This is a genomic window from Janibacter cremeus (assembly GCF_029395675.1).
Classification (GTDB): domain Bacteria; phylum Actinomycetota; class Actinomycetes; order Actinomycetales; family Dermatophilaceae; genus Janibacter; species Janibacter cremeus_A.
In genome coordinates this window covers 1,013,828-1,038,871 of sequence record NZ_CP115184.1, presented here as the reverse complement: position 1 = coordinate 1,038,871, position 25,044 = coordinate 1,013,828, and the positions used below count along the sequence as shown (strand labels likewise).

Annotated in this window: 29 protein-coding genes and 1 riboswitch; of the genes, 16 read left to right on the top strand and 13 right to left on the bottom strand. The window is 70.4% G+C overall.

Annotation, left to right across the window (positions count from 1 at the left end; translation table 11 throughout):
* Position 1 precedes the first annotated feature (1 nt).
* From pafA to O9K63_RS04750, 8 genes are all read left to right on the top strand, one after another.
* Positions 2-1,372, top strand: coding sequence for a Pup--protein ligase (gene pafA / locus O9K63_RS04785; protein WP_277241043.1), 1,371 nt, complete (start codon positions 2-4; stop codon positions 1,370-1,372).
* Between the two features lie 92 nt (positions 1,373-1,464).
* Positions 1,465-2,514 (top strand): FKBP-type peptidyl-prolyl cis-trans isomerase, encoded by a 1,050-nt coding sequence (locus O9K63_RS04780; protein ID WP_277242259.1) that lies wholly within the window; start codon positions 1,465-1,467, stop codon positions 2,512-2,514.
* A 37-nt stretch (positions 2,515-2,551) separates the two neighbouring features.
* Positions 2,552-2,938: an FKBP-type peptidyl-prolyl cis-trans isomerase gene (locus O9K63_RS04775; protein ID WP_277241041.1), complete on the top strand. Its 387-nt coding sequence runs from the start codon at positions 2,552-2,554 to the stop codon at positions 2,936-2,938.
* 75 nt (positions 2,939-3,013) lie between these two features.
* Entirely contained in the window at positions 3,014-4,006 is a 993-nt protein-coding gene (locus O9K63_RS04770; protein WP_277241040.1) for a helix-turn-helix transcriptional regulator, read from the top strand.
* Positions 4,003-4,962 carry a helix-turn-helix transcriptional regulator gene (locus O9K63_RS04765; RefSeq protein ID WP_277241038.1) on the top strand — a complete coding sequence of 320 codons (960 nt, stop codon included), beginning with the start codon at positions 4,003-4,005 and terminating at the stop codon, positions 4,960-4,962. The genes O9K63_RS04770 and O9K63_RS04765 overlap by 4 nt, the downstream gene beginning before the upstream one ends.
* 71 nt (positions 4,963-5,033) lie before the next feature.
* Positions 5,034-5,306 carry a Sec-independent protein translocase subunit TatA gene (tatA, locus tag O9K63_RS04760; RefSeq protein WP_277241036.1) on the top strand — a complete coding sequence of 91 codons (273 nt, stop codon included), beginning with the start codon at positions 5,034-5,036 and terminating at the stop codon, positions 5,304-5,306.
* A gap of 43 nt (positions 5,307-5,349) precedes the next feature.
* The gene (gene tatC / locus O9K63_RS04755; RefSeq protein WP_277241034.1) at positions 5,350-6,192 is read left to right on the top strand and encodes a twin-arginine translocase subunit TatC; all 843 of its coding nucleotides are present in this window, start codon (positions 5,350-5,352) and stop codon (positions 6,190-6,192) included.
* 9 nt (positions 6,193-6,201) lie between these two features.
* Positions 6,202-9,006 carry a DEAD/DEAH box helicase gene (locus O9K63_RS04750; protein WP_277241032.1) on the top strand — a complete coding sequence of 935 codons (2,805 nt, stop codon included), beginning with the start codon at positions 6,202-6,204 and terminating at the stop codon, positions 9,004-9,006.
* 13 nt (positions 9,007-9,019) lie between these two features.
* Here the strand turns inward: O9K63_RS04750 and O9K63_RS04745 are convergent, their stop codons facing one another.
* Positions 9,020-9,958, bottom strand: coding sequence for a 5'-3' exonuclease (locus tag O9K63_RS04745; protein WP_277241030.1), 939 nt, complete (start codon positions 9,956-9,958; stop codon positions 9,020-9,022).
* 35 nt (positions 9,959-9,993) lie between these two features.
* Between O9K63_RS04745 and O9K63_RS04740 the strand changes: the two genes are divergently transcribed.
* From O9K63_RS04740 to O9K63_RS04725, 4 genes are read left to right on the top strand one after another with little or no spacing between them, the layout of a single operon-like run.
* Positions 9,994-10,416, top strand: coding sequence for an Lrp/AsnC family transcriptional regulator (locus tag O9K63_RS04740; protein ID WP_277241028.1), 423 nt, complete (start codon positions 9,994-9,996; stop codon positions 10,414-10,416).
* Positions 10,407-11,984 carry an apolipoprotein N-acyltransferase gene (gene lnt / locus O9K63_RS04735; protein WP_277241026.1) on the top strand — a complete coding sequence of 526 codons (1,578 nt, stop codon included), beginning with the start codon at positions 10,407-10,409 and terminating at the stop codon, positions 11,982-11,984. Before O9K63_RS04740 ends, lnt begins: the two co-directional genes overlap by 10 nt.
* Positions 11,965-12,765 carry a polyprenol monophosphomannose synthase gene (locus tag O9K63_RS04730; RefSeq protein WP_277241024.1) on the top strand — a complete coding sequence of 267 codons (801 nt, stop codon included), beginning with the start codon at positions 11,965-11,967 and terminating at the stop codon, positions 12,763-12,765. The genes lnt and O9K63_RS04730 overlap by 20 nt, the downstream gene beginning before the upstream one ends.
* Positions 12,762-13,256: an FxsA family protein gene (locus tag O9K63_RS04725; protein ID WP_277241022.1), complete on the top strand. Its 495-nt coding sequence runs from the start codon at positions 12,762-12,764 to the stop codon at positions 13,254-13,256. Before O9K63_RS04730 ends, O9K63_RS04725 begins: the two co-directional genes overlap by 4 nt.
* A gap of 71 nt (positions 13,257-13,327) precedes the next feature.
* Here O9K63_RS04725 and O9K63_RS04720 read toward each other — a convergent pair whose 3' ends face one another.
* Complete coding sequence (locus O9K63_RS04720) at positions 13,328-13,684, bottom strand: RNA polymerase-binding protein RbpA (protein ID WP_277241021.1); 357 nt, start codon at positions 13,682-13,684, stop codon at positions 13,328-13,330.
* A 254-nt stretch (positions 13,685-13,938) separates the two neighbouring features.
* Between O9K63_RS04720 and O9K63_RS04715 the strand changes: the two genes are divergently transcribed.
* The gene (locus O9K63_RS04715) at positions 13,939-15,294 is read left to right on the top strand and encodes an MFS transporter (RefSeq protein ID WP_277241019.1); all 1,356 of its coding nucleotides are present in this window, start codon (positions 13,939-13,941) and stop codon (positions 15,292-15,294) included.
* 9 nt (positions 15,295-15,303) lie between these two features.
* Here the strand turns inward: O9K63_RS04715 and O9K63_RS04710 are convergent, their stop codons facing one another.
* The 7 genes from O9K63_RS04710 to O9K63_RS04680 form a co-directional block, all read right to left on the bottom strand.
* Positions 15,304-16,593, bottom strand: coding sequence for a D-alanyl-D-alanine carboxypeptidase family protein (locus tag O9K63_RS04710; RefSeq protein ID WP_277241017.1), 1,290 nt, complete (start codon positions 16,591-16,593; stop codon positions 15,304-15,306).
* A gap of 83 nt (positions 16,594-16,676) precedes the next feature.
* Positions 16,677-17,543, bottom strand: a complete 867-nt coding sequence (locus O9K63_RS04705; RefSeq protein WP_277241015.1) for an NYN domain-containing protein — start codon at positions 17,541-17,543, stop codon at positions 16,677-16,679.
* 21 nt (positions 17,544-17,564) lie between these two features.
* The gene (locus O9K63_RS04700; RefSeq protein ID WP_277241012.1) at positions 17,565-18,308 is read right to left on the bottom strand and encodes an SDR family oxidoreductase; all 744 of its coding nucleotides are present in this window, start codon (positions 18,306-18,308) and stop codon (positions 17,565-17,567) included.
* A gap of 39 nt (positions 18,309-18,347) precedes the next feature.
* Positions 18,348-18,791 (bottom strand): alternative ribosome rescue aminoacyl-tRNA hydrolase ArfB, encoded by a 444-nt coding sequence (arfB, locus tag O9K63_RS04695; protein ID WP_277241010.1) that lies wholly within the window; start codon positions 18,789-18,791, stop codon positions 18,348-18,350.
* 13 nt (positions 18,792-18,804) lie between these two features.
* The gene (locus O9K63_RS04690) at positions 18,805-19,335 is read right to left on the bottom strand and encodes an OsmC family protein (protein ID WP_277241008.1); all 531 of its coding nucleotides are present in this window, start codon (positions 19,333-19,335) and stop codon (positions 18,805-18,807) included.
* Complete coding sequence (gene sfnG / locus O9K63_RS04685; protein WP_277241007.1) at positions 19,332-20,447, bottom strand: dimethylsulfone monooxygenase SfnG; 1,116 nt, start codon at positions 20,445-20,447, stop codon at positions 19,332-19,334. The genes O9K63_RS04690 and sfnG overlap by 4 nt, the downstream gene beginning before the upstream one ends.
* 2 nt (positions 20,448-20,449) lie before the next feature.
* Positions 20,450-20,968, bottom strand: coding sequence for a flavin reductase family protein (locus O9K63_RS04680; RefSeq protein ID WP_277241005.1), 519 nt, complete (start codon positions 20,966-20,968; stop codon positions 20,450-20,452).
* A gap of 245 nt (positions 20,969-21,213) precedes the next feature.
* A riboswitch (SAM riboswitch) is annotated at positions 21,214-21,302 on the bottom strand.
* Positions 21,303-21,479: 177 nt separating this feature from the next.
* On the opposite strand from O9K63_RS04680, the gene O9K63_RS04675 reads away from it, so the two are divergent.
* Entirely contained in the window at positions 21,480-21,812 is a 333-nt protein-coding gene (locus O9K63_RS04675; RefSeq protein WP_277241003.1) for a single-stranded DNA-binding protein, read from the top strand.
* A 7-nt stretch (positions 21,813-21,819) separates the two neighbouring features.
* Here O9K63_RS04675 and O9K63_RS04670 read toward each other — a convergent pair whose 3' ends face one another.
* The gene (locus O9K63_RS04670; protein ID WP_277241001.1) at positions 21,820-22,728 is read right to left on the bottom strand and encodes a ketopantoate reductase family protein; all 909 of its coding nucleotides are present in this window, start codon (positions 22,726-22,728) and stop codon (positions 21,820-21,822) included.
* 48 nt (positions 22,729-22,776) lie between these two features.
* Positions 22,777-23,613, bottom strand: a complete 837-nt coding sequence (locus O9K63_RS04665; RefSeq protein WP_277240999.1) for a DUF72 domain-containing protein — start codon at positions 23,611-23,613, stop codon at positions 22,777-22,779.
* A 102-nt stretch (positions 23,614-23,715) separates the two neighbouring features.
* Between O9K63_RS04665 and O9K63_RS04660 the strand changes: the two genes are divergently transcribed.
* Both O9K63_RS04660 and O9K63_RS04655 read left to right on the top strand, forming a co-directional pair.
* Positions 23,716-24,135 carry a ChaB family protein gene (locus O9K63_RS04660; RefSeq protein WP_277240997.1) on the top strand — a complete coding sequence of 140 codons (420 nt, stop codon included), beginning with the start codon at positions 23,716-23,718 and terminating at the stop codon, positions 24,133-24,135.
* Positions 24,136-24,246: 111 nt separating this feature from the next.
* Positions 24,247-24,486, top strand: coding sequence for a hypothetical protein (locus O9K63_RS04655; protein ID WP_277240995.1), 240 nt, complete (start codon positions 24,247-24,249; stop codon positions 24,484-24,486).
* Between the two features lie 28 nt (positions 24,487-24,514).
* On the opposite strand, the gene O9K63_RS04650 is transcribed toward O9K63_RS04655, so the two are convergent.
* Together O9K63_RS04650 and O9K63_RS04645 are read right to left on the bottom strand one after the other, a co-directional pair.
* On the bottom strand, positions 24,515-24,700 hold the full coding sequence (locus O9K63_RS04650) for a hypothetical protein (RefSeq protein ID WP_277240994.1): 186 nt from the start codon (positions 24,698-24,700) through the stop codon (positions 24,515-24,517).
* Between the two features lie 38 nt (positions 24,701-24,738).
* Positions 24,739-24,975 (bottom strand): FitA-like ribbon-helix-helix domain-containing protein, encoded by a 237-nt coding sequence (locus O9K63_RS04645; RefSeq protein ID WP_277240993.1) that lies wholly within the window; start codon positions 24,973-24,975, stop codon positions 24,739-24,741.
* Between the last annotated feature and the right edge of the window lie 69 nt (positions 24,976-25,044).

Genomic DNA, 25,044 nt, shown 5'->3' with positions numbered 1-25,044 from the left:
GGTGGAGCGACGCATCTTCGGCATCGAGACCGAGTTCGGGATCACGGCCGTCACCGACGGGCAACGACGACTGACGCCGGACGAGGTCGCCCGGTACCTCTTCCGCAAGGTGGTCACCTGGGGGCGGTCGAGCAATGTCTTCCTGCCCAACGGCTCCCGGCTCTACCTCGACGTCGGCAGCCACCCCGAGTACGCCACGGCCGAGTGCGACGACCTGCGCACCCTCGTCGCCCACGACCGGGCGGGGGAGCGGATCGTCCAGGACCTGGTCGAGGATGCGCAGGCGCGTCTGGCGGAGGACGGCGTCGCCGGAGACATCTACGTCTTCAAGAACAACGTCGACTCCGCCGGCAACTCCTACGGCTGCCACGAGAACTTCCTCGTCGCCCGCACCGACAACTTTCCCGCGGTGACCGAGGGGCTGCTGCCCTTCCTCATCACCCGCCAGCTGATCGCCGGCACCGGCAAGCTGATGACGAGCAGCCGGGGGACCACCTTCTCGGTGAGCCAGCGGGCCGACCACATCTGGGAGGGCGTCTCGTCCGCGACCACCCGCTCGCGGCCGATCATCAACACCCGGGACGAGCCGCACGCGGACGCCGAGCACTACCGCCGCATGCACGTCATCGTGGGCGACTCGACGATGACCGAGACCACGACGCTGCTCAAGGTGGGGTCGGCACACCTCGTGCTGCGCATGCTCGAGGACGGCGTCGCCATGCCGGACATGACGCTGGACAACCCGATCCGGGCGATCCGCGACATCAGCCTCGACCGGACCGGACGCACCCCGGTGGCCCTCGCCGACGGCCGCCGCATGAGCGCTCTGGAGATCCAGGGCGAGTACCTCACCCGGGCCCGCGAGTACGCCGCCCGGGAAGGCATCAACGACGTGCTCACCACCCAGGTCCTCGACCTGTGGGAGCGGACCCTGCGGGCCGTGGAGACCGACGACCTGTCGCTCGTCGACACCGAGATCGACTGGGTGATCAAGTACCGCCTCCTGGACGCGTACGCCGCGCGACACGGTCTCGACCCGGACGACCCGCGGCTGGCGCAGCTCGACCTCGCCTACCACGACATCGACCCCTCCCGGGGGGTGCACCACGTGCTCCAGCGGGCCGGCCGCATCGCGCGGGTCGTCACCGACGAGGAGATCGCCACGGCGGTCGACACCCCGCCGCAGACGACGCGTGCCAAGCTGCGCGGCGACTTCGTGCGCACCGCGCGGGAGCACTCGCGCGACGTGACGGTCGACTGGGTGCACCTGAAGGTCAACGACGAGGCGCAGCGGACGGTGCTGTGCAAGGACCCCTTCCGGTCCGTCGACGAGCGGGTCGAGCGCCTCATCGACATGATGAGCGGCCCCTGACGGGTGATACCCACCTGCAGGTCAGCGGACATCCAGCATTCGTGGTTAGGGTGTCCCGGACCCGTTACCCCACACCATCGATGAGGTTGATCGTGCCGAAGGCCCGTCCCCGCCTGACCACTGCCGTTGCGGCGTCGCTCGCATCGCTGATGCTGCTGACCGCCTGCGGCAGTGACTCCGAGAGCGACTCGTCGGGCGAGGGGTCCAGCGAGTCGGCGGCGTCGGCCGCCGACGATGCGAACGAGTCGACCCCGACGCTCGCGGAGCCGAAGGAGGAGGACCTCGAGAAGGTCGAGGCCATCGAGGTCACGGCGGCCGAGGGCAAGAAGGGCCCCTCCGTGGAGCTGCCCGAGAAGCCGCTCGAGGTCTCCCAGACCACCCGGACGACCCTCGAGGAGGGCGACGGCAAGGACCTGGCCGACGACGCCTATGCCACGGTCGATCTGGCGATGTTCTCCGCCAAGGACGGCAAGCCCGTCGAGGGCTCGGAGACGTACACCAGCTCGCCCATCGTCCTCGACCTGGGCAACAAGCAGTCCCTGCCCGGGCTCGTCAAGGCCATCAAGGGCCAGCCCGTCGGGACCAGCGGAGTGGCCGTGCTCCCGCCCGAGGACCTCTTCGGCGAGCAGGGCGCGCCGCAGCTGGGCATCAGCGGCAAGGACAACCTCGTGCTCGTCTACGACGTGCGCGGCGAGCTGCCGCCCAAGGCGCAGGGCAAGAAGGTCGAGCCGAAGGACGGCCTGCCCAAGGTCGACTGGAAGGCCGACGCCCCCGCCGACATCACCATCCCCGAGGGTGAGGAGCCGCCCGAGGACCTCGTCGTCGAGAAGCTCATCAAGGGTGACGGCGAGACGATCACGAAGGACGACTACGTCTACGTCTCCTACACCGGCGTGAACTGGAAGGACGGCAAGGTCTTCGACTCGTCCATGAAGGACGGGCGCGGCCCCTTCGCCTTCCCCGTCGGCCAGAACGCCGTCATCCCCGGCTGGGACAAGGCCGTGGAGGGCGCGAAGGTCGGCGACCGTCTGCTCGTCGTGGTCCCGCCGGAGGAGGGCTACGGCAAGGAGGGGACCCCGGACGGGTCGATCAAGGGCGGGTCGACGCTCGTCTTCACCGTCGACGTCCTCGGCGCCCCCTGAGGACAACCACGACCACCACGACACCAAGGAGCAGCACATGCCGTTCGACCCGAACACCACCAAGCCGGAGATCGACTTCCCCGGTGACACCCCGCCCAGCGAGCTCGTCGTCGAGGACGTCACCGTCGGTGACGGCGCCGAGGTGACCCCCGGTTCGCCGATTCAGGCGCACTACGTCGGGGTCGCCCACTCGACCGGTGAGGAGTTCGACGCCTCGTGGAACCGCGGCGCACCGCTGGCCTTCACCGCCGGTGTCGGCCAGGTCATCCAGGGCTGGGACCAGGGGCTGATCGGCATGAAGGAGGGGGGCCGGCGCAAGATCACCATCCCGCCCCACCTCGGCTACGGCGACCAGGGCGCCGGCAATGTCATCAAGGGCGGCGAGACCCTGATCTTCGTCGTCGACCTGGTGCAGGTCGGCTGACACCACGCCGACCGTTGCCGCTGCACCGGCGGGTCGCGCGGGCAGGTTAGCCTCGCGGTGACGAAGGGAGCGGATGTGGCGGCACCCAACACACCCAAGGCCAAGGCCGAGCGCCTGCTGAACCTGACGATGAGTCTGCTGTCGTCGCGGATCCCGCTGCCCAAGCAGCGGATCCGGCACCTGGTCGAGGCGTACCGGAGCGTCGAGTCGGACGAGGCCTTCGACCGGATGTTCGAGCGCGACAAGGACGACCTGCGGGCCATGGGCGTGCCACTGGTCACCGAGGACATCGGTGTCTTCGAGGACGAGCAGGGTTACCGGATCGATCGCCGGGACTACGACCTGCCCCCGATCGAGCTCACGGCACAGGAGCTGGCCGTCGTCGGACTCGCCAGCCGGGCCTGGGCGCACGCGGCGATGGCGGGGACCGCGGCGACCGCGTGGCGCAAGGTCGCCGCCGGGGACGAGGTGAGCGAGGACCCCTTCGTCGGTCTCGAGCCCCACGTCGGGGGCGGCGAGCCCGCCTTCGAACCACTCAAGGACGCCGTCCTCACGTCGGCCACCGTCCGCTTCGACTACGCGCGGCCGGGGGAGGGGGAGCCGCGTCCCCGCCACGTCGAGCCCTGGTACCTCACCGCGTGGCACGGCCGTTGGTACCTCGTCGGCCACGACCTCGACCGGTCCGCGCCCCGGGTCTTCCGCCTCTCCCGCGTGGTCTCCGCGGTGACCACCACGGGGGAGGGCGCCACGCAGCCGGTCCCCGAGGACCTCGACCCCGTCTCGATGATCGCGGCGACCGACGGCGGGGAGCCGCAGGCTGCCGGTCCCGCCGTCCTGCGGGTCCGGGTCGGGACCGGGCACGTGCTGCGCCGGCGCGCCCGGACCATGACCTCCCTCGACGAGCAGTGGGACCGCGTCGACCTCGACCACGGCGACACGGCCTCCGTTGCCGCCGAGATCGCCAGCCACGGCCCGGACGTCGTGGTCGACGAGCCCGCGCAGCTGCGCCAGGACGTCGTCGACCGCCTCCGGGCCGTCGTCGGTGCGCACGAGGAGGCCCCGGCATGACCCGCCAGCCCGTGGAGTCGGCCACCAGCCGCGTCGAGCGCCTGCTGACGATGGTCCCGTGGCTCGCCAGCCGCCAGGGGATCGAGATCGAGCGCGCGGCAGCCGGGCTCGGCATCACCGAGAAGCAGCTGCGCGCCGACCTCGACCTGCTCTTCATGTGTGGGTACGGCCCGATGCCCGACGAGCTCATCGAGGCCAGCTACGAGGGCGGTCGCGTCTTCGTCACCAACGCGGACGCGATCTCGCGCCCCCTTCGCCTGACCGTGGACGAGGCCATCTCCCTCATCGTGGGCCTGCGGTCGCTGGCCGCGTCCGGTGCGGGGGAGTCCAGCGCGGTCGAGCGTGCCCTGACCAAGCTCGAGGGGGCGGCCGGAGCCATCCCGGGCGTCGAGCGCGTCGTCGTCGTCGAGGACGACACCGAGACCGGTCACGTGCTGGCCGACCTGCGTGACGCCCTCACGGCCGGGCGTCGGGTGCACCTCGGGTACCACGTGCCCAGCCGGGACGAGCACACCGAGCGCGACGTCGATCCGATGCGCTTGGCCCGGGTCGAGGGGCACTGGTACCTCGAGGGTTGGTGCCATCGCGCGCAGGACGTGCGGCTCTTCCGGGCCGACCGCGTCGAGGCCGTCCGGGTGCTCGACGAGCCCGCCCGGCCGCCCGAGGGGGTGACCGGTCGTGACCTCAGCGCCGGCGCCTACCAGGGGGGCGCCGAGGACGTGCCCGTCCGCCTGCGCCTGGCACCCGGCGCGCACTGGGTGGCCGAGTACTACCCGGTCACCGACCGCACTCCGGACGGCGCGGACCTCCTGGTCACCCTGCCCTCGAGCGACGAGGGATTCATCCAGCGCCTCGTGCTGCGTCTGGGGGGCGATGTCCGGGTCGTCGAACCCGACTCGCTGAGGGCCTCGGTGGCCGAGCGCGCCCGGTCCGCGCTGGAGGCGTACCGGTCCTGAGCCGCTCGGGGGTGGGAGAGCCCCCGAGCCGTACACTGGTGAGCGAACGTACCAACGTGAAAGGTGCCGTCATGCCCAGCCTGGGTCCCATGGAGATCATCCTCATCCTGGTGGTCATCCTCCTCCTCTTCGGTTTCAAGAAGCTGCCCGACGCCGCGCGCAGCATCGGCAAGTCGGCCCGCGTCTTCAAGGCCGAGGTCAGCGAGATGAAGGAGGAGGACCGCCAGCGCGAGGCGGAGAAGTCCGCCCGCGAGTCCGGCACGGTCGAGTCGACCACGAGCGAGCGCAGGCCCGCCGACGACGCCAAGCCGCGCACGGACAACGAGTCCGGCCCGGTTGCCTGACTCACCCCCCTCGTCCACGCACCGCATGGCCCGAAGCGAACGCATGCCCAAGGACCCCGAGGGGCGGATGCCGCTCAAGGAGCACCTCCTCGAGTTCCGCAACCGTTTGATGGTCGCGGCCACCGCGATCATCGTCGGGGCGATCGTCGGGTGGGTGCTCTACGACGGGGTCACGATCGGTGACTTCACGTACGCCGGGGTCTACGAGCAACTGACGCTGCCCTTCGACGAGTACAAGTCCTCCAACACGGAGAGCGCCGCCGCGCTGCTCAACTACGGCAACGCCACCTCGGCGTTCACGACGCAGCTGGGGATCTCCATCTTCACCGGTGTCCTCATCTCCAGCCCCATCTGGGTGTGGCAGATCTGGGCGTTCATCCTCCCGGGGCTGACCCGCCGGGAGAAGCGGATGTCCCTCGGCGTCTTCTTCACGGCGATCCCCCTCTTCCTCACCGGGTGCTTCTTCGCCTACATCACCCTCCCGAAGGCCCTGATCATCCTCTTCGGCTTCACTCCGGAGGACGGCAAGTCGAGCAACATCCAGCAGGCGAGCGACTACTTCGCCTTCGTCACCCGGTTCATCCTCGCCTTCGGCCTCGCCTGGCTGCTCCCGGTCTTCCTCGTCGGCCTGGTCGCGATCGGGGTCCTCTCGGGACGGACCCTGCTGAAGTCGTGGCGGGTGGCCATCCTGCTGATCTTCATCGCGTCGGCGATCATCACCCCGACACCGGACCCGTTCACGATGTTCCTGCTCGCCGGTCCGCTGTGCGTGCTCTACTTCATCGCCCTCGCGGTCGCGCTGCTGATCGACCGGCGACGGGTCGCGCGGGGCGAGGAACCCGACTGGTCGCACCTGTCCGACGACGAGGCCTCACCGCTGACATAGCGTGGGGGCATGTCCTCGCCCGCCGAACGCTATGCCGCGTCCCGCCGCAGGGGCCGCGGGGAGCTGGCCGCCTTCACCGCGACCTACGACTTCGACCTGGACCCCTTCCAGCTGGAGGGGTGCGAGGCCGTCGAGGCCGGGAAGGGCGTGCTCGTCGCCGCCCCGACCGGTGCCGGCAAGACGGTCGTCGGTGAGTTCGCCGTCCACCTTGCCCTCGCGCGGGGCCAGAAGGCCTTCTACACCACCCCGATCAAGGCGCTGAGCAACCAGAAGTACCACGAGCTCGTCGCCACGCACGGCCAGGACAACGTCGGCCTGCTCACCGGGGACGTCTCGGTCAACGGCGAGGCCCCGGTGGTCGTCATGACCACGGAGGTGCTGCGCAACATGATCTACGGGGGGTCGACCACCCTCGACACCCTCGCTTTCGTCGTCATGGACGAGGTCCACTACCTGGCCGACCGCTTCCGGGGTGCCGTGTGGGAGGAGGTCATCATCCACCTGCCCCGCTCGGTGCAGGTCATCTCCCTGTCGGCGACCGTGAGCAATGCCGAGGAGTTCGGCGACTGGCTCGCGGAGGTCCGGGGCGGTACCGAGGTCGTCGTCTCGGAGGAGCGGCCCGTCCCGCTGTGGCAGCACATGCAGGTCGGCCGTGACGTGTACGACCTGTTCGTCGACGAGGAGGACGCCGCGGCCGGGTCGCCGGCCAAGGTCAACCCCGAGCTGCTCGACGCCATCCGTGACAGGGTGCGCGGCACGGAGGACGACCCGCGGATGCACCGGGGTGGTGGTCGCGGCGGACGTGACCGCCGAGGTGGTCGCGACCGACGCCGCGGCCAGGGTCCCGGCGGGCGGCCCCGCGCAGGAGGCGGCCGGTTCGGTGGTGCGGCCTCCCGCACGGAGGTCATCCGTGAGCTCGACCGCGACGGCCTGCTGCCGGCGATCACCTTCATCTTCAGCCGTGCCGGCTGCGACGGCGCCGTCGGGCAGCTGCTCGCGAGCGACGTGCGCCTCGTCTCCGAGCGCGAGGGCGAGCGCAACCGCCGCATCGTCGAGGAGCGCGCGGCCGTCCTCGAGGGGGAGGACCTCGACGTGCTCGGCTACCACCAGTTCGTCGCCGGCATCTCGGCCGGCTTCGCCGCGCACCACGCGGGGATGCTGCCGCTCTTCCGCGAGATCGTCGAGGAGCTGTTCACCGCCGGCCGCATCCGGGCCGTCTTCGCCACCGAGACGCTCGCCCTGGGCATCAACATGCCGGCCCGCACGGTCGTCCTCGAGAAGCTCGTGAAGTTCAACGGCGAGTCGCACGTCGAGATCACGCCCGCGGAGTACACCCAGCTCACCGGCCGCGCCGGCAGGCGGGGGATCGACGTCGAGGGTCACGCCCTCGTCGTGTGGTCGCGCGGACTGGACCCGATGGCGGTGGCCGGTCTCGCCTCGACCCGGACCTACCCCCTTCGCTCCAGCTTCAAGCCGACGTACAACATGGCGGTCAACCTCGTCGCCCAGGTGGGGCGGCAGACGGCCAAGGAGGTCCTGGAGACCTCCTTCGCCCAGTTCCAGGCCGACCGGGCGGTCGTCGGTCTGGCGACGAAGGTGCGCGAGCAGCAGGAGTCCCTCGACGCCTACGCCGAGGCGATGCACTGCCACCTCGGTGACTTCCGTGAGTACGCGGCCCTGCGACGCCGGATCACCGATGTCGAGAAGGAGGGCAAGCGTCGCCGCGGAGCCAACCGACGGGCCGAGATCGCCGTCTCGCTCGAGGCGCTGCGGGTCGGTGACATCATCCGCATCGGCGGACGTCGCTCGGGCCTGGCGCTCGTCATCGCGCCGCCGCGCTCGTACAAGGGGGAGGAGTCGGCCCCTACGGTGCTGACCGAGCACAAGCAGGTGCGTCGCCTCGTGCCGGCCGACCTGGACGGGCCCGTCAGTGCCTTCGGGAAGCTGGCGGTCCCGCGCGGCTTCAACCCCAAGTCCACCAAGCAGCGCACCGACCTCGCGACCACGCTGCGGATCAAGGCGCCCGACGAGCAGGCTCCGAGCGTGCGATCCCGGGCCACGGAGGCGGCGAAGGGGGAGGACGAGCACCTCGAGCAGCTGCGCCGGCAGCTGAAGGACCACCCCTGCCACCAGTGCCCGGAGCGTGAGGTCCACGCGAGGTGGGCGCAACGGTGGTGGAAGCTCAAGCGCGAGACCTCGTCGCTGCAGCGCAAGGTCGAGCACCGCACGAACTCCGTCGCCCAGACCTTCGAACGCATCTGCGTCGTCCTCACCCGGCTGGGTTACCTCGACGCGGACGGCGAGAGCGTGACCGACCTCGGCGGCCGGTTGCGGCGTCTCTACACCGAGAAGGACCTCCTCGCCGCGGAGTGTCTGCGCGGGGGAGCATGGTCGCGGCTCGACCCGGCCGAGCTGGCCGCCGTCGTCTCGATGCTCGTCCACGAGCCCCGGCGGGAGGAGCACGACCCCTTCCCGCGACTGCCGACCGACGGGGTGTCCGATGCGTGGCTGGACATGCTGCAGCGGTGGAGCGAGCTGGAGGACCTCGAGAGCGAGCACGCGCTGCCCGCGACCGGGGAGCCCGACGGCGGCATCGCCTGGGCCGTGCACCGGTGGGCGAGCGGTCGCCGGCTCGACGAGGTGCTCAGCGGGTCCGACCTGACGGCCGGGGACTTCGTGCGCCGGTGCAAGCAGGTCGTCGACCTCCTCGGGCAGGTCGGCGACGCGGCGCCCGAGCCGCACCTGAGGACCGTGGCGCGCACGGCGGTCGACAAGGTGCGTCGAGGAGTGGTCGCGGCCGACCGGCTGGACTGACCCCCTTCGCCGGTCAGCCGGAGCGAAGGGCGGTGCCCACCCGGTCGAACGGGCCGGTGAGGGCGTGGTCGAGGGCGAGCCGGCTCATCGCCACGGGGTCGGCGATGTCCTCGGGCAGGTGCAGGTCGAGGTCACCGACCGGGAAGTCGTGGGCGACGCGCACGACGAGCGGTGCGACATCGAGGTAGTCGGAGGCCGCCTCGAGGTTCGACCTTCGGGCGCCCTTGATCCGCGGGTCGCCGGCCGCGAGCGCCTCGCGCACGCCGGCGAGCGAGCCGAACTCGCGGATGAGGGCGGCCGCGGTCTTCTCCCCGATGCCCTTGACCCCGGGGAGCCCGTCGCTGGTGTCCCCGCGCAGGGCCGCCATGTCGAGGTAGGCGTCACCCGTGGACACCCCGTACTTCTCCTCGAGGAAGGCCTCGGTGATGACATCGGGCTGCCGGACCCCACCACGCGCGGTGTAGAGCACCCGGGTGCCCGACGCGTCGTCGACCAGCTGGAAGAGGTCCCGGTCGCCGGTCACGACGTCGACGGGCATGCGACCGCGGTAGCGCATCGCCAGGGTGCCGATGACGTCGTCGGCCTCGTAGTCCGCCGCCCCGATGCGGGGGACGCCGATCGCCGCCAGTGCCGCGGCGATGACCGGGACCTGCGGCTCGAGCTCGTCGGGGACGTCCTCCCCGTCGGCGGCGTCCTCGGCGACGCGGTGGGCCTTGTAGGTCGGGATCGCGTCGACCCGCCACTGCGGCCGCCAGTCGTCGTCCCAGCAGGCCACCAGGTGCGTGGGCCGGTAGCGGGTGACGAGGGTGGCGATCATGTCGAGGAAGCCCGCGACCGCATTGGTGGGGATCCCCGAGGGACCACCGCTGCGGGCCGGGACGCCGTAGAAGGCGCGGAAGTACAGGGATGCTGAGTCGAGCAGGAGCAGACGTTCAGTCGCCGGGACGGACATGTCTCGACGATACGTGGGTCGCATATGGTTTGTTCATGGAAGCCGCTGACCGCCACATCGTCGATCTCCTGCGCCAGGACGGTCGGATGAGCTTCACCGACCTCGGCAAGGCCGTCGGCCTGTCCACGTCGGCGGTGCACCAGCGCGTCCGGCGACTCGAGGAGCGTGGGGTGATCTCCGGGTACGCCGCGGTGGTCGACCCGACCGCGCTCGGGACGCCCCTGACGGCCTTCGTCTCCGTGACGCCGCTCGACCCCCGCGACCCCGACGACATCCCCGACCGCTTGCGCGGCATCGAGCAGATCGACGCCTGCTACTCCGTGGCCGGGGACGCCAACTACATGCTGCGCGTGCGGGTCGGCACGCCGCAGGACCTCGAGGAGCTGCTGGCCAGGGTGCGGACGGCAGGAGGGGTCTCCACGCGCACGACCATCGTGCTGACGACCCCGTGGGAGTGATCGTCCTGCTCCTGCCCGCACGCCTTCTCCTCGCTCTCGCCGCCGGACTCCTGCTGTGGCTGTCCTTCCCGGATCACGACATCGCGGTGGCGGCCATCGGCGGCGTGGTCCTCCTCGGCGTGGCCATGTGGGACGTGCGCGCCCGACTCGGCGCCCTCCTGGGCTTCGTGGCCGGCTTCGCCTGCTTCGTCCCCACCCTCAGCTGGTCGGGGATCTACGTCGGGGCCTTCCCGTGGTTCGCCCTGGCGACCTTCCAGTCGCTGTACGTGGCGCTCATGGGTGCGGTCCTCGTGTGGCTGCAGCGTCCGCTGATCCGATCGGGCCGGGCGCTTCCCGCCGCGCTGCTCATCCCGGTGCTGTGGGTGCTGCAGGAGCTGGTGCGGGGGACCGTCCCCTACGGCGGCTTCCCGTGGGCCCGGCTCGCCTTCAGCCAGGCGGACTCCCCGCTGGCGCGGTGGGCCGCGATCGGTGGCGCGCCGCTGATCACCTTCGTCGTGGCGCTGGTGGCGGTGCCGCTGGTGCTGCTCGTCGTCACCCGCCGCCTGCCCGTGGTGGCCCTGGCCCTCGCCCTGGTGGTCGGGCTCGGCTCGTGGGCCGTCCCGGTCCCCACGAGCGGCGACAGCACCGCCCGCGTGGGACTCGTGCAGGGCAATGTCCCGCGCCCCGGCCTCGACTTCAACGCCGAGCGTCGACAGGTCCTGGACAACCACGTGGCCGGGACCGAGGAGCTGGCAGCGGCCCACGAGGACCTCGACCTGGTGATCTGGCCGGAGAACGCCTCGGACATCGACCCCCTTCGCAATCCCGACGCGAAGGCGCAGATCGACCGCGCGGTCGACGCCGTGGACACGCCGGTGATCGTCGGCGCGATCCTCGACGAGCCGTCGCCGGCGGTGTCCAACGCCTCCCTGCTGTACCGGCCGGACGGTGGTGAGCCGGAGCGGTACATCAAGCAGCACCCGGTGCCCTTCGCCGAGTACGTGCCGCACCGCGAGTTCTACCGTCTCTTCAGCGACAAGGTCGACCTCGTCCGGGCCGGCTTCGCGAAGGGGGAGGAGGACGTCGCCTTCCGCATCGAGGGCGAGGGCGGTACCTTCTCCGCGATCCCCACGATCTGCTTCGAGGTCGCCTACGACGGGCTGATGCGGGACGCCGTGCGGCACGGGGAGGACCAGGGGTACCCGAGCCTGCTCGTCGTCCAGACCAACAACGCGACCTTCGGCCACACCGCGGAGTCGACGCAGCAGTACGCCATCTCCCGCATCCGGGCCATCGAGCACGGCCGCAGCGTGGCCCACGTGTCCACGGTCGGCGTCTCCGGCTTCGTCAACCCCGACGGGAGCTCCACGCCGACGACCGAGCTGTTCACCGCGGCCCAGCCGGTCGACGACGTCGTGCTGCGCAGCGGTCTGACCGTCTCCGACCGCCTGGGACCGTGGGTCGAGTGGGCGAGCGGCCTCCTGGTCGTCGGGGTCGGTGCACTTCGCCTGCGCAAGCGACTCGCGGGTAGGCTCGGAGACCGTCGCCCCTCCACCCCGCAGACCGAGGATGTCACCACAGGTGCCTGATCGTCCCCCCGAGCCACGCCCGCCGATCGAGCGGATCGCCGTCCTCGTGCCCACGTACAACGAGCGCGAGAACCTGCCCGTCATCGTCGAGCGGGTGCGCCGGGTCGTCCCCGAGGCGGATGTGCTGGTCCTCGACGACAACTCGCCCGACGGCACCGGCGTGGTGGCCGACGAGCTGGCCGCCGCCGACGAGCACGTTGCCGTCCTGCACCGGGCGACCAAGGAGGGGCTCGGCGCGGCCTACCTCGCCGGGTTCCGCTGGGCCCTGGAGCGTGACTACGACGCGATCGTCGAGATGGACGCGGACGGATCGCACCGCCCGGAGCACCTGCCGGTCATGCTCGAGGCGGCGGCGGACGCCGACCTGGTCATCGGCTCGCGGTACGTCCCCGGCGGCGCGGTCGTCAACTGGCCGGTGCAGCGCAAGGCGATCAGCGTGGCCGGCAATGTCTACATCAAGGCCGTCCTCGGGATGCCCGTCAACGACGCGACGGCGGGGTACCGCGTGTACCGGGCCGAGACCCTGCGCACCATCGGGCTCGACGACGTCGAGAGCGCGGGCTACTGCTTCCAGACCGACCTGACGGTGCGCACCGTCCGGGCCGGCCTGACCGTCGTCGAGGTGCCGATCACCTTCGTTGAGCGGGAGATCGGTGACTCCAAGATGGACGGTGACGTCGTGCGCGAGTCGATCTCGCGGATCACCATCTGGGGCGCACGGCACCGGCTGGCGCAGATCCGCTCACTCCTGGAGCGCGAGCCGAGGTGGCACCGACTGTGACCCTCCCACCCGGCCACCGCCGCCCCCGCCGACGCAGGGTCCGCTGGATCCCCCTCGTCATCGTCCTCGTCGTGATCCTCGAGATCGCGGTCTTCGTCGGTGCCGCCCGGCTCGTCGGCGTCTTCCCGACCATCGTCGCCGTGCTCACCTTCTCCACCCTCGGTGCCCTCCTCGTGCGCCGGGAGGGACGGCGGACCTGGCGGGCGCTGGAGCAGGCCCTGCGCTCGGGCACGATGCCCAGTCGCGAGATCGCCGATGCCGTCCTCGTCGTCTCCGGGGGAGCGCTGCTCCTGGTACCCGGGCTCGTCACCGGTGTCGTCGGCCTGCTCGCCATCCTGCCCTTCACCCGCCCCGTCGCCCGCATCGGCCTCGAGGTCGTCGTCGCCCGGCGACTGCTGGCCGCCGGCGTCGGGGGAGAGGTGCGCGTCCGCCGCACGCGGCGCACGGGGGACGAGGACGTCGTCGAGGGCGAGATCATCGACGACGAGTAGGTCCCGGGACGAGCGAAGGGGGCTGCCCACCGTGCTGGCGGGCAGCCCCCTTCGTCATGGGGTGGGGGAGATCAGGCGCTGCGCTTGCGCGGCTTCTCGCCACGCTTGGCGCGCAGCAGCGCCAGACGCTCCTCGAGGAGCTCCTCGAGCTCGGGGACGGAGCGGCGCTCGAGCAGCATGTCCCAGTGGGTGCGGACGTGCTTGGCGGGCTTCATCTCCGGCTCCGGACCGTCGACCAGCTTGCCGAGCTTGCCGCAGCGGCACTCCCAGGTGCCCGGGATGTCGGCCTCGACGGAGAACGGCAGCTCGGTGCGGTGGCCGTCCTCACAGACGTAGGCCGTGATCTGACGGTCACTCGGGACGACGTTGTCCGTCGTCTCCATGCTGAAGCTGACCATGCGCGTGCCGCGCAGCGTGCGCTCTGCCATGTTTGCAAGTCTCCTGGTGTCTCTCGCGATGTTCACACGCCCCTGCAGCGCGGACCTTCACGTGTGTGTCAACGCCCGGTGGGCACCGGATGTTCCACACGACGCGTCATTGCGGTGGTGAGGTCCGTCTCCTCCCGACCCGGAACGGTCCGGGCTGCGGCCAGTCCTGGCTGGCCGATGGAGCGACCCCACAGGATAGCGCGAACCACCGCTGCGACGCACATCGACCGACCGTCCCGGGTTACTCTCGGGTCGTGACCGCCTCGACACCTCGGGCAGCCGAGCCCCGGACAGCCCTGCGCGCCAAGGACCACGGGGGCAAGGGACGCATCGTCGCCTGGGCGATGTGGGACTGGGGAGCGCAGCCGTTCAACACGGTCATCACCACCTTCGTCTTCTCCGTCTACCTCACGAGCGAGAGCTTCGGGAGCACCAACACCACCTCGACGGCGCTGGCGGTCGCGACGGCGCTCTCCGGGCTGCTCGTGGCCGTGCTGGCGCCCGTGCTGGGGCAGAACTCGGATCGCTCGGGCCGCACCGTGCGCAACCTACGGATCCAGACCTGGGTCCTGGCCGCGCTGTCGGCCTCGCTCTTCCTCGTCGAGCCCGACCCGTCGTTCCTGGTCCTCGGACTGGTGCTCCTGGGCGCGGGGTCGATCATCTCGGAGATCGCCGGCGTGAACTACAACGCCTCGATCGAGCAGGTCGCCTCACCGCGCAACGTCGGCCGGGTGTCCGGTTTCGGCTGGGGGATGGGGTACCTCGGCGGGATCCTCGTCCTGCTCCTCATCTTCTTCGTCCTCATCCAGCCGGAGGTCGGGCTCTTCGGCGTCACCGACGACGGGGCCATGGACATCCGGGTCTCGATGCTCGTCTGCGGGCTGTGGATCCTGCTCTTCACCATCCCGACCTTCACGGTGCTCAAGGACACACCTCGCGAGCGGGTGCCCCGCATCGGGATCATCGACTCCTACAAGCTCGTGTGGGGGTCGCTCCGAGGGCTGTGGGCCAGCTCGAGGCACACGGTCTACTTCCTCGGGGCCTCGGCGCTCTTCCGGGACGGGCTCGCCGGCGTCTTCGCCTTCGGGGCGGTCCTGGCGGCCGGCACCTTCGGCCTCTCCGCCGGCGACGTCATCATCTTCGGCGCCGCGGCCAACATCCTCGCCGGGGTGAGCACCATGGCCTTCGGCCTCCTCGACGACCGGTTGGGTCCCAAGCAGGTCATCGTCATCTCCCTGACCGCCCTGGTCGTCCTGGGGATGGGTGTGTTCCTCCTCCACGACGGCGGGACGACCGTCTTCTGGACCCTCGGGCTGGCGATGACGGCCTTCGTCGGGCCGGCCCAGGCCGCCTCGCGCAGCTTCCTCGCCCGGGTGATCCCGGACGGCCACAGCGGCGAGATCTTCGGCCTGTACGCCACGACAGGCCGCGTCGTCTCGTTCCTCTCGCCGGCCGCCTTCGGACTCTTCATCTGGCTGGGCGCGGTGATCACCGGTCAGGACAACACGCAGTACTGGGGCATCCTGGGCATCGCGTTGGTGCTCCTGGCGGGCCTGGTCGTGCTGCTGCCGGTGAAGGCTCCGGCCGGACCGGGGACGGGCAACGACTGACCGAACGGCTCAGCCCGAGAACTCCCAGTGCCACGGCTCCGGGAGGGCGCCACCGGCGGCCGCCCACGAGGGGTGGAACCAGCCGTACAGCGGGGCGTTCTGCTGCATCCACAGGTGCGCAGGGTGGCCGAAGCTGTTGACGCCACCGCACAGGTCGAGGGCCACACCGACGCCGTGGTTGCTCGTGCCGGGGGCCGCGGCCCAGCCACCGCGAGAGGCCTTGGTGACCACCTGGTTCGCGTACGAGCGGTAGCTGTCGGTGACGCACAGCAGGTGTCCGGTGTCGCGCTGGTAGGCCAGGCTCATCGCGTTGAAGGCGGCGGCGGCACCGGGCCGCAGTGACTCGCCCGGGGCCCCGAGGAGTGGGCACAGCGCGTCCGGCGGGATCTGGCCGTTGGCGTAGGTCTGCGTGTTCGTGGAGCAGGGCTCGGCGTCCTCGAACTCCGAGACGTCCTGCCCCAGGTCCTGGAGCGTCTCGGCCAGCTCGTCGCTGGCGCCCTGTGCGGCCTCGTCGGGCAGGCCGATGAGCGCGGTGATGACGGGACCGGCCTCCGCCAGGTCCTCGGCGTGCTTCTCCCGCAGGGCGTCCAGGGAGGTCTTGCGCTCCGCGAGAACCTCGTCGGCGTCCTCCTTGGCCCGGGTGGCCTCGTTCTTGGCCTGGGAGGCCGCCCTGACGGCCGATTCCTTCTTCTCGGTCAGCGCGGCCTGGATGTCGGTCTCCTGCTGAACCACGTCGACGGCGCGGATCCGTTCGTCGGTGAGGAACCTCAGATCGCCGGCGCTGTTGCCGCCCGACTTCTGCGTGAGCGACTCGATGAGCGTCCACGTGTCGCTGTAGCCACCCGACTGCGTGTAGGTGTCGAAGGCCCAGTCCCGCAGATCTGCCTCGCCGTCGGCGAGCCGCTGCTGGAACTGCTCGAGCTGCTGCTGCGCCTCGTCCACGTCACGCTTGGCCTGCTCGTACTTCTCGCGGGCCTCCGCCTGGCGCTGCAGCAGGGTGTTGACGCGCTCCGAGTACTCCTTCAGGCCCGCGACCGCCTCGGCGATCTCCTTGTTGTCCTCGGCCAGCTTCGCGGCGAGGCGCTCCGCCTCGGCAACCTGCTCATCGAGGCCCTCCTCGCTCAGCGGCGCTGCGTGGTCGCCCTCGCCGGGATCGCCGTCGGCGCTCCACGCCGTGGTGGGGGGCGGGTCGTCGGTCGGAATCGCCGCAGCAGGGGGTGCGAATGCAATGCCTGCGGACAGGCACAGGGCGACCACTGTCCGAACGGTGCCGTTCGGACGTCGCCGGAGCTGGGGCATGGAGTCTCCTCGAGGGCAGTGAACCAGCGAGTAGTCTAGAGCGGCATCTCCTACTGCGGAAGGGGGTGACCAGCGCGCACCGGTCAGGCCTTCGTCGAGGTCCCGGGGGCGCTCTTCCTCGCCGTCGTCTTCTTCGCGGCGCTCTTCCCGGTAGGGGTCTTCCCCGACGTGGACGCCTTCGCGGACTTGCCGTTGCCGCTCCTGCGTGTCCGCAGCCTCACCCGGATCGTGGACGCCTTGCTGCTCGTCTCGAGGTACGGCTGCTCCTCGACGAGGGTGGACAGCTTCTGGTGGCCGAAGGCGCGGGGGTCGAAGTCCGCGTGCGCGCGGGAGAGGTGCTGTCCGAGCGTCCCCAGGGTGCTCCAGCCGTCGTCCCCCGACGTGGCGTTGATCGCCTTGGTCAGCGCCGACTGGAGGTTGATCGCCGTCCCCGGGGCCTCGTGGTCACCGCTGGGGGTCGTGGAGGTCCCTTCGTCCTCGCCGTCGGCCTCGTCGCGGGACTGGTCCTGCAGCAGCTCGAGGTAGATGAACTGGTCGACGGCACGGCGAAGGGACTCTGGCGTCTTGCGCATCCCGAGTCCGTACACGCGTTTCCCGGACTCGCGCAGACGGGTGGCCAGACGGGTGAAGTCGGAGTCGGAGGAGACGAGGGCGAAGGCTTCCACGTGGCCCTGCCACAGCAGGTCCATCGCGTCGATGATCAACGCGGAGTCGGTCGAGTTCTTCCCCACGGTGTACGCGAACTGCTGCACGGGCTGGATCGCGTTGCGCTGCAGCTCGCCCTTCCACCCCCCGAGCTGGGTGGTGGTCCAGTCCCCGTAGGCCCGCTTGACCGTGGGCGTGCCGTACTTGGCCAGCTCCTCCAGCACGGCGGAGGTGTGCTTGCTGGAGACGTTGTCGCAGTCGATGAGCACGGCGATGCGGGTGGAGGTACTGGCGTCGGCATCCATGTCGGCAACCTATCGCCCGGGTCAGCGTGCCTGCTGCCCCAACCACTCGTCGAAGGTCTGTCGGCCCAGTCGTGTCCCGGGACGCGCCACCAGCGTGCCGTCCCGCATCGCTCGACCGAAGGAACCGGGGAAGGGGACCTCGATGACGCGGGCGCGACTCCCTTCATGCTGCAGCACCCGCCGGGCCATGTCCGCCACCCGCAACTCCTGCGGACCGGCGATCTCGGGACCGTCCCCCTGCGGTGCCTGCTCCGCCACGTCAACGAGCAGGCCGGCTACCTCGGCGGTCGCGACCGGCTGGGAGCGCATGACGGGGATGGCGAAGACCGGCCCGATCCTGGTCCGGGCCATCACCTGCTGCGCGAAGTCGTGGAACTGGGCCGCGCGCACGACGGTGCCGTTGGGCTGGGCGAGGACGAGGTCCTCCTGGGCCTGCTTGCCGGCGTAGTAGCCGAAGGGGGCCTCCCGGGCGCCGATGATCGACACCGCCACGTGGTGGCGGATGCCGCAACGACGACCGGCGGTGACGAGGTGCTGGGTCACGGTGCGGAAGAAGTCGACGGATGCGCGTGCCGAGACGGTCTGCACGGAGGTGGCGTCGATGACGGCCTCCACCCCGGTCAGCCGCTCATCGATGCCGACGCCGGCATGCAGGTCGGTTCCCGTGGAGCGGGCCAGGACGACCGCGTCGTGGCCACGGCCACGCACCGTCCAGACGACGTGGCGCCCGACGACGCCCGTTCCTCCGGCGACGGCGATCCTCATGCCTCCATCCTCCTGCGCTGCGCGGGCGTTGTCACTGGCCTACTCCTGACCGGGGCGCCCTCGCTGCTTCTTCAGGTCCGAGCGCCGCCGCTTGGCGTCGAGTCGGCGTCGCTGGGACCCGCGGGTGCGCTTGGTGGGCCGGCGCGGTGGGGGAGGAGGGGCCAGTGCCTCCCGGAGAAGGTCTGCCATCCGCTCGCGGGCCGCGGCGCGGTTGCGTCGCTGGGAACGGTGCTCTGCGGCATCGATGGTCAGCACCGTGCCGACGAGGCGACCGGACAGGCGTGCCAGGGCGCGGTCGCTTTGGCGAGCGGTCAACGCGCTCGTCGTGCCCACGTCCAGGGAGAGCTGGACCCGGGAGTCGGTCGTGTTGACGCCCTGGCCGCCGGGGCCCCCGGCACGGCTGAACTGCTCGGACAGCTCGGCGCCGGGGACCACCACGCCGTCGGGGATCCCCGGCCCGGGAGGGACGCGGAGCTCGCTCATCCCGCCAATGATGTCACTCCCGGACCAGCACGACCTCGAGAGGCGGCGGCGCGTGCAGTGTCTGGGCGATGACGCAGTACTGCTCGGTGAGGTCGAGCAGCTTCGCGGTCGTCGCCTCGTCGGCGTCCGTGTCGAGCGCGAACTCGAGGCGCACGCCGGTGAGGCCGACCGGTGCCTCCCTGTCGACGCCGAGGGTGCCGCGCCCGTCCCAGGTGCCGATTGCCCGGATCGTGCCCGAGCGCAGGGTCACGCGCATCGCGGTGGCCACGGAGCGCAGGGTCACCCCCGCGCAGGCGGCGAGTGCCTCGAGCAGGATGTCCGCGGAGCAGGCCTCGCTGCCGTCACCACCGGCCACCGGGTGCAACCCCGCACGGGAACGCCCACCGGCTCCGTCGATGACGGCCGCGATGCCGTCGTCGGCGAGGTGCACGGAGGCCGAGCTGGTCACGAGTGCCTGCTCCGGCTCGTCCCGGTAGAGCTGCTTCAGCGGCTTCTGCAGGGCCCTCAGCTCCTCCGCCGTGGGCAGCGCCCTCGCGTCGCTCATCGGGACGCTCCGACGAGCTCATCGGTGGAGCGCAGCTCCTCGGTCAGGTCCGTCTCGAGCTCGCGCACGATCGGGATGACCTGTCTGCCGAACCTCTCGACGTCCTCCCGGACGTGGAGGAACCCCGTGAGGACGAGGTCGATGCCGACCTTCTTGTACTCGATGATCCGCTCGGCAACCTGCTCGGGAGTGCCGATGAGGCCGGTGCGGAACCCGTCGTTGTACTGGACGAGGTCCTTGAACTCGCTGTCGGCCCACATGCCCTTCTTGTCGGCCGTGGCACTGCCCGCCTGCTTCACGGCCTCGCCGAAGTCGTTGACCTTGTCGACGTCGGCCCTGGCGATGATCTCGTCCACGACGGCCACGGCCTCTGCCTCGGTGTCACGGACGACTGCGAACCCGTTGAGCCCGAAGCGGACCCGTCGCCCGTGCTTGGCGGCCTGCTCGCGCACGGCCGCGACCTGCTCGGCTGCGCCCTCGATCGTCTGGCCGTTCATGAGGTACCAGTCGGACAGCCGGCCGGCCATGGCCTGGGCCGAGGTGGAGTTGCCGCCCTGGAAGATCTCGGGATCGGTCTGCGGCTGTGGCCGGAAGGTGACGTCCCGCGTGCGGTAGAAGTCACCGCGGTAGGTGAAGCCCTCCTGGTCCCACAGCCCCCGCAGGACCTCGATGAACTCCTCCGCGCGGCGATAACGCTCCTCGTGGTCGAGCCAGTCGAGACCGAGCTCGGTGTACTCCTTCTTGAACCAGCCGGAGACGACGTTGAGCGCCAGTCGGTTCCCGCTCGTGGTCTGCGCCGTGGCGGCGAGCTTGGCGAGGATGTGCGCCGGCCACTGACCGGGGTGCACGGCGGCGATGACCTTCAGCCGCTCCGTCGCGGCGAGGAGGTCGAGTGAGAAGGACACCGACTCGTGCTGGGCATCGGCGCCGTAGGACGCGAGGTAGCGCACCTGGGTCAGGGCGTAGTCGAAGCCGACCTGCTCGGCGGTACGGGCGACGTCGCGGTTGTACTCGGGGGAGTGGTCGGTGCGCTGCTCGATGTCGGAGACGACGAGGCCGCCGGAGACGTTGGGCACCCAGTAGGCGAAGTTCAGGGGGTCGGGGAAGGCCACGGTCAGGCTCCGTTCGGGGTCGTGGTGAGGGCGGTCAGGGGGTGGTAGCCACCGGCGTGGTGCACGAGTGGCGGGCGTCCGGTGATGTCGGCGGTGTCGACTCGCGCGACGGCGATGAAGCTGTCGCCCACGTCGACGAGGTCGACGATCTCGGTGACGAGGCGCGCTGCGCCTCCGTGGATGAGTGGGAGACCTCCCTCGTCCACGGACCAGGTGCCGTCCTCGACGAAGCGGCGGTCCCGGTGGCCGGCGAACCTGCTTGCGACGGAATGCTGCTCGTCCGACAAGAGGTGGAGCGCAGCCCTGCGGGACCGGCTGATGGTCGCCAGGGAGCTCGACGTCTTGGAGATGTTGAAGCTGACGAGCGGTGGGTCGACCGAGACCGAGACGATCGAGATGGCGGTGAAGCCGACGTGTCCGGCGCTCGAGCTGCCGGTGACGACCCAGGTGCTCGCGGCGGCGCCACGGAAGACATCACGCAGGTCGAGTGGTTCGAGGACGTCGACGAGGGGAGTGCTCATGGTTCCTCCTCAGGAGGTGTGGGTGAGTGCAGGCGTGATCGCGCGTGGCCGGGCCACGTCATGACGAAGGGGGCTCCTCGCCCCGGGCGAGAAGGCTCGGGGGGAGCGGCGGCGGCCGTCGTCAGATGGCGCGACAGGCGCTGACGCCCCGACGCATGAGGTCGACGATGCGGCGGCTGAAGAACTCCTGCTCGAGGGCAGGGCGCAGTGGAGTGGTCACAGCGGACACGGAGTGGTGCATCGATCCTCCATCGATCCTGGCGTGAGCACCTGCCCCGGAGGGTGGTTGCTGCGGCGTCGTCGAGCCAGATCTCTCGGCCGCTCTGGATGGGTGCTCCCAGTAGAAGCCCCCAACCGCTCGCCGGTCAATTCGTGTCTCGCCAGTTGGGCCGGGCGTCCACAGCCGTACAGCTCATCGCGCCGGCATCCACAGCTTGTCGAACTGCTTCCCGCACGCGTTGCGGGACAACGATTCTGGAGATTGACGAGCAACCGAGAGCGGGGGAGTGGCATGGCCCGAGGCACGACGATCCACGACGTCGACGAGATCAACCACATCGAGCTGACCGGACGGATCAGCGGTGCGCCCACCACGCGGGAGCTGCCGAGCGGTGACGAGCTGGTGACGCTCCGGCTCGTCGTCACCAGGGACGCCGGCGGTCCGGTCGACACCATCGATTGCGCCTGCTGGACGGCGGTCGCACGACGGGCTGCGGCGCGCTTCGTCGACGGTGACCGAGCGCGGGTCGAGGGGGCCCTGCGTCGACGGTTCTTCCGCACCCCCGGTGGTCCGGCCAGCCGGTACGAGGTCGAGGTGCGCCGGCTCGTGCGCGACCGACGCTGAGGTCAGGTCAGCGGGCCGCGAGGATCCAGGAGGTCATCTGGTTGTACGGGGTCGGGATGCCGTGCTGCTGACCGAGCGCGACCACCCGGTCGGCGAAGAGGGCGACCTCGGTGCGACGACCGGCCACCACGTCCTGGAGCATCGACGTCTGCCCGTCACCGGGGAGTCCCCTCAGGACGCTGTCCCAGCGGGCCAGGTCGGCGTCACCGAGGCCCACTCCCTCCGCCCCGGATACCGCGATGACCTCGTGGGCCAGGGCGAGCATGAGGGAGCGGGCCGGACCCTCGTCGATGAATGCCGCGTACGGCCTGCGCAGGACCGCCGAGGCCTGGTTGATGGCGGTGTTGACCATGAACTTCCACCACATCTCGTGGCGCATGTCCGCGGGGGTCTGCCACTCGAGACCAGCAGCGTCGAGGGCGGCACCCACCGCGTGCACCCGCTCGGTGGCGGCCAGCCCGGGTGTCGTCCCGATCACGAGGTGGCCGGGGGAGAGGTAGGTGACTTCGGATCCCTCGCGTCCGGCCGCCATACCGAGGGCGATGCACAGCAGGACCCCGTCGCTGCCGAACCGCTCGGCGATCGTCATCTCGCTGTCGAGCCCGTTGAGCACGGAGACGAAGGTGGTCCCGGGTCCGACGAAGGGGGCGACGTCGTCGAGCGCGGCGGCCAGGTCGTGGTGCTTCACAGCGACGACGACGAGGTCGGCACGGAAGTCGTCCACCCCCGGCTCGACGATCCGTGCCCGCAGTGGTTCACCGTTGACGTCGATCGGGTCGCGACGCAGCCTGGCGGCCCGGTCGCCGGATGCGACGAGTGCGGTCTCCATGCCCCCTTCGACGAAGTGCGCGGCGTACATGGCTCCCATGGCGCCCGCGCCCACGACGGCCACGGTCCTGATCTGCGTCTCGGTCACACCGACAAGGTAGGACACCCCGACGGGCCCGGTGGCGGACCGTTCCGCTCAGGGCGACGCACGCAACCGCTCCAGCAGGGCCACTGCGTCGTGCGGGGCGTGGCCCTTGGCGTCGTTGTCGAAGTAGACGTGGACGTCGGCTCCCTCGGCCGCCCACGTGCGGCACCGGTCCGCCCACGTATCGAGGGCCTCGGAGGAGTAGCCGCTGGTGTACAGCTCCGTGTCGCCGTGCAGGCGCACGTAGTGGAAGTCGGCGGTCGAGTCGCCCATCCGTGGCCATCGACCGGCGCTGTCCGCGACGACCATGCAGATGCCATGGCGACGCATCAGCTCCCGGGCCTCGGGGGAGTCGAAGCTCGGGTGCCTCGGCTCGAGTGCGTGGCGGACCGGTTGGTCGATGGGGACGTGCGGGGCGGGCCGGCCGAGCACCCGATCCTCCCGCAGCTTGCCGTCGTGGCGCGCCGCGAGGTCGACCGTCTGCCCGATGGTGCGCGGGAGGAGGTCGAAGAAGGTGGTCAGCAGCGCCTCGTCGTAGGCGAGCCGCTCGGGCAGCTGCCACAGGATCGGGCCGAGCTTCTCGCCCAGCCCGAGCACCCCGGAGGCGAAGAAGTTGGCCAGCGGCGACTCGACATCCCGCAACCGCTTCATGTGCGTGATGAAGCGGCCTCCCTTGACCGCGAAGCAGAAGTCGTCGGGGGTCTCGTCCCGCCACCTGGCGTACGAGGTCGGGCGCTGCAGCGAGTAGAACGAGCCGTTGATCTCCAGCGAAGGGAGCTGCTCGGCGGCGTGGGGGAGCTCACGGCGCTGGGGGAGACCTGTGGGGTAGAAGTCCCCGCGCCAGCCCGCATAGCGCCACCCGGAGGTGCCGATGTAGTAGCGCGCCACGGTGGCGACGCTACCGCCTTCGCACGCCGTGCCGGAGGGGGTGCGTAGAAACTCTCGTCACGGGTAGGGGAGGAGTGCGTACCGGACGAAGGGAGAGTAGTCATGCCCATGACGAAGAACGGCAAGGTCATCGAGGACGAGCTGCCCAGCACCATCCAGCGGTCGGACGAGAAGGCCAAGGAGACCTTCGCCAAGGCCCACGACTCGGCGGTCGAGGAGTACGGCGACGGGCAGCGCGCCCACCAGACGGCCTACGCGGCTCTGAAGCACACCCACGAGAAGGTCGGTGACCACTGGGAGCCCAAGGACCACAAGGGACCCTCTGACGAGCAGGCCGCGGGCGGGCGCGACACCGACAGGGAGACCGCCGAGGGCGTCGACGCGAACGCCACGAAGGAACACCTGTACGACATCGCCCAGGAGCTGGACATCGAGGGCCGGTCCGACATGGACAAGGACGAGCTCATCGAGGCGATCAAGAAGGCGAATCGCAGGAAGACCGACCAGGCCCGGGACGACTGACGGGTGCTGGGGGGAGACAGACGGGGTGATTCGGGGGAGACTCTGCGAGTGGGGTGAGACCACCCAGTTTTGACATAATGTGGATTATCGGCGAAACGAAGAGAGGCTGACATGGCCAGGAGCAGCACCGACCAGGACTCACAGGGCTTCGACGTACGAGTCGAGCTTCTCAAGTCCCTGATGGCGCACGTGCAGGATTCGACCTATCCCTCCAACACGCAGTTGGACATGATCGAGGAGCTGCTGACGGAGAAGGAAGAGCCCGCCTATCTCAAGATGTTGCTCGGGTTCGTCGACGATGCGCGGTTCCCCAGCGTGCCAATGCTGGCGCGGATCAAGAGGTTTGCCTGACCAGGAGCCCCGGCTCGGGGTCGGTTCCTCAGGAGCCGGCGCCCGAGACCGGGTGCTCGTTCATGACCTCCGCCGAGAACTGCTCTGCGTGTGCCTTGGCTGCGTCGTGGGCGTAGCCCTGCGCGTTGAGGAAGTGCCCACGCGCGACGTGGGCGTGGTGGGCCGCCTTGACGTGCTCGCCCAGTTCGTGGTGCTTCGCCGCCCCACGGTTCACGATCAGCAGTCCGCTGGCCGTGCCGTCTCTCCGGCGGATCAGAATCCGTCGGGCGTGAAGTCGACCTGCGTCGGCGGGGCCAGTGCCTCCTTGGAGACGATGCGCCGCGCCGAGGTGTAGAGCCCCATCACGGACGGGCCGTCGCGGAGCTCGCCGCGCGTCGCCGCCGTGAGGATCTCGGCTGCCTCGGCCTCCATCGTGCGGCCGTGCCTGCTCGCGAGTTCCGACAGTCGACTCCGGACGCCGTCGTCGAGGTCACGGATCTCGAATGTCAACTGGATCACACCCTTCCGTCCCAAAACTACCCGGTCCATCAGGCCGTGTCTCCCCACTGACCCCGGATG

Excerpts from the sequence above, each read along its gene's own strand:
- O9K63_RS04705 (WP_277241015.1), bottom strand. The coding sequence starts at position 17,543 with ATGGATGCCGACGCCAGTACCTCCACCCGCATCGCCGTGCTCATCGAC.
- O9K63_RS04775 (WP_277241041.1), top strand. The coding sequence starts at position 2,552 with ATGCCGTTCGACCCGAACACCACCAAGCCGGAGATCGACTTCCCCGGT.
- O9K63_RS04750 (WP_277241032.1), top strand. The coding sequence starts at position 6,202 with ATGTCCTCGCCCGCCGAACGCTATGCCGCGTCCCGCCGCAGGGGCCGC.
- O9K63_RS04745 (WP_277241030.1), bottom strand. The coding sequence starts at position 9,958 with ATGTCCGTCCCGGCGACTGAACGTCTGCTCCTGCTCGACTCAGCATCC.
- tatA (WP_277241036.1), top strand. The coding sequence starts at position 5,034 with ATGCCCAGCCTGGGTCCCATGGAGATCATCCTCATCCTGGTGGTCATC.
- tatC (WP_277241034.1), top strand. The coding sequence starts at position 5,350 with ATGCCCAAGGACCCCGAGGGGCGGATGCCGCTCAAGGAGCACCTCCTC.
- O9K63_RS04740 (WP_277241028.1), top strand. The coding sequence starts at position 9,994 with ATGGAAGCCGCTGACCGCCACATCGTCGATCTCCTGCGCCAGGACGGT.
- O9K63_RS04690 (WP_277241008.1), bottom strand. The coding sequence starts at position 19,335 with ATGAGCGACGCGAGGGCGCTGCCCACGGCGGAGGAGCTGAGGGCCCTG.
- O9K63_RS04765 (WP_277241038.1), top strand. The coding sequence starts at position 4,003 with ATGACCCGCCAGCCCGTGGAGTCGGCCACCAGCCGCGTCGAGCGCCTG.
- O9K63_RS04700 (WP_277241012.1), bottom strand. The coding sequence starts at position 18,308 with ATGAGGATCGCCGTCGCCGGAGGAACGGGCGTCGTCGGGCGCCACGTC.
- O9K63_RS04680 (WP_277241005.1), bottom strand. The coding sequence starts at position 20,968 with ATGAGCACTCCCCTCGTCGACGTCCTCGAACCACTCGACCTGCGTGAT.
- O9K63_RS04655 (WP_277240995.1), top strand. The coding sequence starts at position 24,247 with ATGGCCAGGAGCAGCACCGACCAGGACTCACAGGGCTTCGACGTACGA.
- arfB (WP_277241010.1), bottom strand. The coding sequence starts at position 18,791 with ATGAGCGAGCTCCGCGTCCCTCCCGGGCCGGGGATCCCCGACGGCGTG.
- O9K63_RS04720 (WP_277241021.1), bottom strand. The coding sequence starts at position 13,684 with ATGGCAGAGCGCACGCTGCGCGGCACGCGCATGGTCAGCTTCAGCATG.
- O9K63_RS04660 (WP_277240997.1), top strand. The coding sequence starts at position 23,716 with ATGCCCATGACGAAGAACGGCAAGGTCATCGAGGACGAGCTGCCCAGC.
- O9K63_RS04730 (WP_277241024.1), top strand. The coding sequence starts at position 11,965 with ATGTCACCACAGGTGCCTGATCGTCCCCCCGAGCCACGCCCGCCGATC.
- O9K63_RS04710 (WP_277241017.1), bottom strand. The coding sequence starts at position 16,593 with ATGCCCCAGCTCCGGCGACGTCCGAACGGCACCGTTCGGACAGTGGTC.
- O9K63_RS04675 (WP_277241003.1), top strand. The coding sequence starts at position 21,480 with ATGGCCCGAGGCACGACGATCCACGACGTCGACGAGATCAACCACATC.